This is a genomic window from Streptomyces kebangsaanensis (assembly GCF_001906585.1).
GTDB lineage: Bacteria > Actinomycetota > Actinomycetes > Streptomycetales > Streptomycetaceae > Streptomyces > Streptomyces kebangsaanensis.
Window position 1 is genome coordinate 3,576 of the sequence record NZ_JUJA01000029.1, and the last position, 5,411, is coordinate 8,986.

The 5,411-nt window shown below is 66.3% G+C and carries 3 protein-coding genes and 1 pseudogene; 1 reads left to right on the top strand and 3 read right to left on the bottom strand.

The annotated features are described in order from the left end of the window. The first annotated feature begins 211 nt into the window (after nt 1-211). Nucleotides 212-1,456, top strand: a pseudogene (locus tag RH94_RS02660) (IS110 family RNA-guided transposase). Nucleotides 1,457-1,743: 287 nt separating this feature from the next. Here RH94_RS02660 and RH94_RS02665 read toward each other — a convergent pair. The 3 genes from RH94_RS02665 to ltrA form a co-directional block, all read right to left on the bottom strand. Next, nucleotides 1,744-3,138 carry a tyrosine-type recombinase/integrase gene (locus RH94_RS02665; RefSeq protein WP_073946052.1) on the bottom strand — a complete coding sequence of 465 codons (1,395 nt, stop codon included), beginning with the start codon at nt 3,136-3,138 and terminating at the stop codon, nt 1,744-1,746. Beyond that, nucleotides 3,129-3,326, bottom strand: coding sequence for a helix-turn-helix transcriptional regulator (locus RH94_RS42060; protein WP_073946053.1), 198 nt, complete (start codon nt 3,324-3,326; stop codon nt 3,129-3,131). The genes RH94_RS02665 and RH94_RS42060 overlap by 10 nt, the downstream gene beginning before the upstream one ends. 262 nt (nt 3,327-3,588) lie before the next feature. Then, nucleotides 3,589-4,968 (bottom strand): group II intron reverse transcriptase/maturase, encoded by a 1,380-nt coding sequence (gene ltrA, locus RH94_RS02675; protein ID WP_073946045.1) that lies wholly within the window; start codon nt 4,966-4,968, stop codon nt 3,589-3,591. Nucleotides 4,969-5,411 lie beyond the last annotated feature (443 nt).

Genomic DNA, 5,411 nt, shown 5'->3' on the forward strand with positions numbered 1-5,411 from the left:
GCCGCCGTGAGGCCGGGAAAATCGGGGCGTGTCCGTCCGGGACGCCGGCGAATCTGTGATGCCTGTGAGCTCGCGTGTCAGTATGGCGTCGGGAGCCGCTTGCAGGGACCGTCAATTGTTGCGGCAGCACGCGGACCAGACTCTTCAGCCCTGTGGCTCCTCCGGACGGCACGCCCTGGGCGGTCGATCGGCAGGTGGGAGGGGCTGGGTCATGGACGTGCTGCACGAGCGGTGTGCCGCGCTGGACATCGGCAAGAAGGACCTCAAGGCGTGCGTGCGCACGCCCAGTCCCAGCGGTCGGCGTTCGCGCCGGCAGGAGATCCGGACCTTCGCCACCACGACCAACGCGCTGCTGGAGCTGCGGGACTGGCTGCTGGCGGAGAAGGTTACCCTCGTGGTCATGGAGGCCACCGGCGACTACTGGCGCGGGGCGTTCTACCTGCTCGAGGACTGCCTGAACGTGATCCTGGTCAACGCCGCCCACTCCAAGGGACTGCCCGGGCGCAAAACGGACGTCGCGGACGCGGCGTAGCTGTGCCAGTTGGGTGAGTGCGGGCTGCTGAGGGCCTCGTTCGTGCCGCCGGAGCCGATCCGGCACCTGCGCGATCTGACCCGTTACCGCTCCACCCTCGCGAGCGAGCTGTCCCGGGAGGCCCAACGGCTGGAGAAGGAGCTCAAGGACGCCGGTATCAAGCTCTCCACGGTCGCAACCGACATCCTGGGCGTGTCCGGACGGGCCATGCTCGACGCGCTCATCGACGGCGAACGCGACGTCCACACGCTCGCCCAGATGGCTAAGGCCCGCATGCGCCCCAAGATCCCCGAACTGGTGGAAGCACTCACGAGGAACTTCGGCGAGCACCACGCCTTCCTCTGCCGGCTGCACCTGGAGCGGATCGACCACCTCAAGACCACGATCGCGGAGCTGTCGGCGCGGATCGAGGAGGATGTGCGCCCTTTCGCGCGCCAGCTTGAGCTGCTGCAGACCGTTCCCGGCGTCGGGCAGGCCGTCGCCGAAGTGCTGATCGCGGAGACCGGCGCGGACATGAACCGCTTCGCCACCGCCGGACACCTGGCCTCCTGGGCCGGGGTCTGCCCCGGCAACCACGAGTCCGCGGGGAAGCACAAGTCCGGGCGCAGACGCCACGGGAACCGCTGGCTCGGTGCCGCGCTCGGCACCGCGGCCATGGCCGCCTCCCGCACCCGCGACCGCACCTACCTCGGCGCCCGCTACATGCGGCTCATGCCCCGCCTGGGCAAGAAGAAGGCGCTGGTCGCCCTCGAGCACTCCATCCTCACCGCCGTGTGGCACATGCTCACCCAGGACACCGGCTTCCACGACCTGGGCGGCGACTACTACACCAAGCACGACCCCGAACGCGCCCTGCGACGCATCACCCGACAAGCCAACGCCCTCGGCCTCACCGTCCGCTTCGAACCCATCGAAGCGGCGTGACCTTCACCCACAACCCGCGGTCAGTCAGACGTTATTTTCGGACCAGAGACACGCAAGCGCTGTACCACCAGCAGACGAAGAATCTTCTGGTGTCGTACTCGCCGAAGAGGCTGGGCTTCTTCTAGACACATGCGAAATGGCGCCTGAACTGGGTTTTCACCCGTCAGGCGCCCTTCGTGCAACCCGTTCTCGACCGGGCCCGGCTTGCGTGCTAACTCCCAATTCCTCCCACGACTGCACCCCTCCTGACCAGTGCTTCCGGACCAGTCACGGACCAAACCCCCGGTTCAGCCCTCGGGTACGTCACCCTGACTGACGCGCTGCCACTCGTTCATGGACTGCTCGATGAGACGGTTCGCCTGCTCTCGAAGGCCGTCAAGGAACTTGGCGTAGTGGCGAAAGAGAACCTCGATGCTCTGGCCGGCGCGGCGGGCGCACTCGGCCGGGTCCACTCCGGAGTAGAGCCAGAACGAGATCCCGGCGTGACGGAGATCGTAAGGCCGCTTGGCCAGGCGAGAAGTGCGCTCAGTACGGGTCAGGGCGTATTCCCGGGCCCGCGCCCATGTGATGCCGTAGGCGGCAGCGTCCACGTAATTGCCAGCCTGGTTCCGGAAAAGTCGACCGTCAGGTGCCACGTCGAACCGATTCACATGGGCACGCAGCATGCGTACGAACTGCGGCGGGATGGGAACAGGCCGCGTCGCGCTTGCCGCGCGACGCTTGAGCGAGTGCACCTCGTGCACCTCACCGTCGTCGGTCCACCCCTTGCCAGACGTGACGACCCCGCCCGAGAGGTTCAGCATGCCCCATCCCGTCTTTGGCAAGTGGCATTGCTCGATCCGAAGGTGGATGACCTCTGCTGGCCGCATAGCCGCGAAGTACATGCAGCCGAAGAATGCTTCAAGATGAGGACCCCGCCCCCGCTGGCGAGCAACGGCCTCGAGCAGCCGAAGCACCTGGGCCGGATTGGGAACGGCGGCCGGATCCACCTCCTCACTGACTGCTGGCGCTTGCCACCGGAGCCCTTTGAGGGGGTTCTCTGCGAAGTACCCCTTCTCCACCGCAGTGTTGAGAGCTTCGTTGAATGCAGCCCTCTTGCGTCGGGCTGTTTTAGCCGCAGCCGCCTTGCCGTCCAGCTTGCGGCACATCGCATCGAGGGCCCGCCTCAGAACGTCGGCTTCCGCGAGGGCGCTGACCGGCAGCGAGTTGCGCTTCATCCAGTCCAGCGCATGGAGCCACTCCTCGGTGGGCTCGCACTCCCAAGCTTTCTTGTTGAATGCCCACGAGTACAGGGCACGCCGCAGTACCCGCGGATCGGAATACGCTGCGCCGGGGCGTACCAGGGCGGGCGTGACCGTAGCGAAGGCATCAGCCAGGGTGCGGCGGGTGTTCCCTGGCGTGCGCTCCCATCTTTGCTCGATGTATTCGTGCACCAGGTCGTACCACGTAGTGCGCTGCTTGATGGACCGCAACTCGGATGCTGGCAGACCTGTGTGCTCGTCAAACGGCTCACCCTCGCGCGCGGCTGTCATCAGCTTCGCACGCCGGCTGTCAGCAAGCGCGAACGCGATGAAGGACTCAGACTTCTCTCGCCCGTTAACCGTCCACCGAATCTGGAAAGGCTTGCGCCGATCGGGGCGCTCACGTATCTCCCAGAAGCGGATGTTATAACTCATCGCCATCCAGGCGTATCCCTTTCACAGGCATCCCACCACGCATCCAGATCGGCGCGGCGGCAGCGCAGTTCACCATTGGGCAGCTTGATCATTCGGGGTGCCTGACCGCGAGCGCGCAGGCGATAGAAAGCCGACGGGCTCATCCTGATTTCCGCTAGGACCTCGGCGAGCTTGAGCGCAGGTGGACGAGCCATTGATGTTTCCTCGGATGTTCCAGATATGTCGGCGGCCCAAGCAGCAGTGCTCGACTTGCACCCACTCCGCCGCAACTGATGGGCAAACTCTGTCAGTTACGGGGACTACTGGTCGCCGACATGAAGGGCCATGGTGTCCGAACGGCTCCACCGCCAAGCACAGCCGCTGTAGGGTCGGGGGCTGGCGCGGTGGCGGAGTGCTTCCGCTCCGTTTCCAGCCCCCGCCGCTTCGAACCGTGCATGCGGTTCTCCCGCACACGGCTCACCGACGCCGTTCACCGACGGCATTCGGCCTCTCCCGCCAGGGCTTTCCGGCCCTGGGTGCCACGACGGTTCCATACGGGCTGATCAGGCCAAGTTCATTCGGGGACGAGACGGTCAGCACCCACCAGCCGAAGGCCCGGCTGCGCCGGTGCTTTCTGCTGATGAAGTGCGCGACGCGTTCCCGCGCGAACCTTCCGATCTTGCTGAAGCGGCGGGCGGAATGGCCGTACCGGAAGTACGCCATCCACCCGCGGAGGAACAGGTTCACATCCCCCACGATCGCTTCGGGATGCAGCGGAAGCCGGCGCCGGGCGGTGATCTCCCGGATCCGGTCGCGGGCGTGCTGCATCGCCCTGTCCGAGGGCCAGCGGGCCAGGAAGTCGACGCGTCGGCGTCCGCGCAGTCCCCGGGAGCGGACCTGACGATGGTGAAACCCGAGGAAGTCAAAGCCTTCCCCGTCCGTCATCAGGTGCACGATCCTCGTCTTGGACTCCTTCGGCCTCAGCCCCAACTCCCCCAGCAGTGCGGCCAGTCGGGCGAGTGCCCGCTCGGCCTGACTGCGGGAGAAACACATCACGACCAGGTCGTCGGCGTAACGGACCAGGACTCCGTCGTGCTCGTCCCATGCCCGGTCCAGCCGGTGCAGATAGACGTTGCACATCAACGGTGAGATCACACCGCCTTGCGGGGTCCCGGTCACCGGCCGCCGCACCTGCCCGTCCTCCATCACCCCGGCCCGCAGGATCTGCCGCAGGAGCCTGAGAACAGACTGGTCACAGATGCGCTCTTCGACCGCGCGCATCAACTCCTCATGCGGGATCGCCGAGAAGCACTCGGCGATGTCCGTCTCCACCACCCACCGCCTGCCCCGATGGTGCTCGTCGATGAGCACCTGCAGAGCATCGTGCGCCGAGCGTTTCGGGCGGAACCCGAAGCTGCACGGCAGCATGTCGGCCTCGAAGACCGGCTCGAGCACGATCTTCATCGCCGCCTGCACGATGCGGTCACGAACCGTCGGGATGGACAGCGGCCTGCGCTCGTCCTTCACCCCCGGCTTGGGGATGAACACCCGGCGGGCGGGCTGGGGACGATACTGTCCCCGCCCCAACTCGTCGGTCACTTCGTCGAGAAGACGGTCGATGCCGTACTCCTCAACCTGGGCCAGGGTGGTGCGGTCGATGCCCGGTGCGCCGTTGTTGGCACGCACCATGGCCCACGCACGCCGGAGCACATCCCTGCGGTGGATCTTGTCTCCCAGCGCGTGGAACCGCCGTCCGGGATCGGCCTTGGCCGACCGGTAAAGCGCATGCTGCAAAGCGCGGACCTTGTCCGAGGGAGAACGTCCCCCGACGGCGGGACTAGCCATATGGGCACTCACCGGGCCCCTCCTTGTCACCATGACGCACCGACGAAGCAGTGGCCCTTCCCTCACCGGGAGTTGTGCTGTCTCCTCGGCTCAAGCAGTACTACGGCCACCTCCGACGCCCACCCGGCTCACGCCCACTTCCCGGGATCACCGGTTATAGGACGCGCAGCTTCCGGCGACGATTCTCCGCAGGTCACCGGGCCAGGGAGGGCCTCCCCAGTTCCCGCCGCCACCCTCGATACGTTCCGCGCCCCATACGCCGGGGAGTCCTTCACGGCTGCCCGTCCAGGATCTTCACCGCTTCCATGGCCTTCACCCCGATTTCGAAGGGCTCGGCACTCCCTCGTTCCACCCGAAAGGATGGCTGAGTAACGACGCCGCAGGCTTCGCGTGATGCTACGGACCGTATCGTCGCTCCCCCTTTACAGGGCCTTTGACGCTGGGCTTCGACGCCG

What these genes read in the sequence shown, in the direction of transcription:
- RH94_RS02665 (WP_073946052.1), bottom strand. Translation starts at nt 3,138, where the DNA reads ATGGCGATGAGTTATAACATCCGCTTCTGGGAGATACGTGAGCGCCCC.
- RH94_RS42060 (WP_073946053.1), bottom strand. Translation starts at nt 3,326, where the DNA reads ATGGCTCGTCCACCTGCGCTCAAGCTCGCCGAGGTCCTAGCGGAAATC.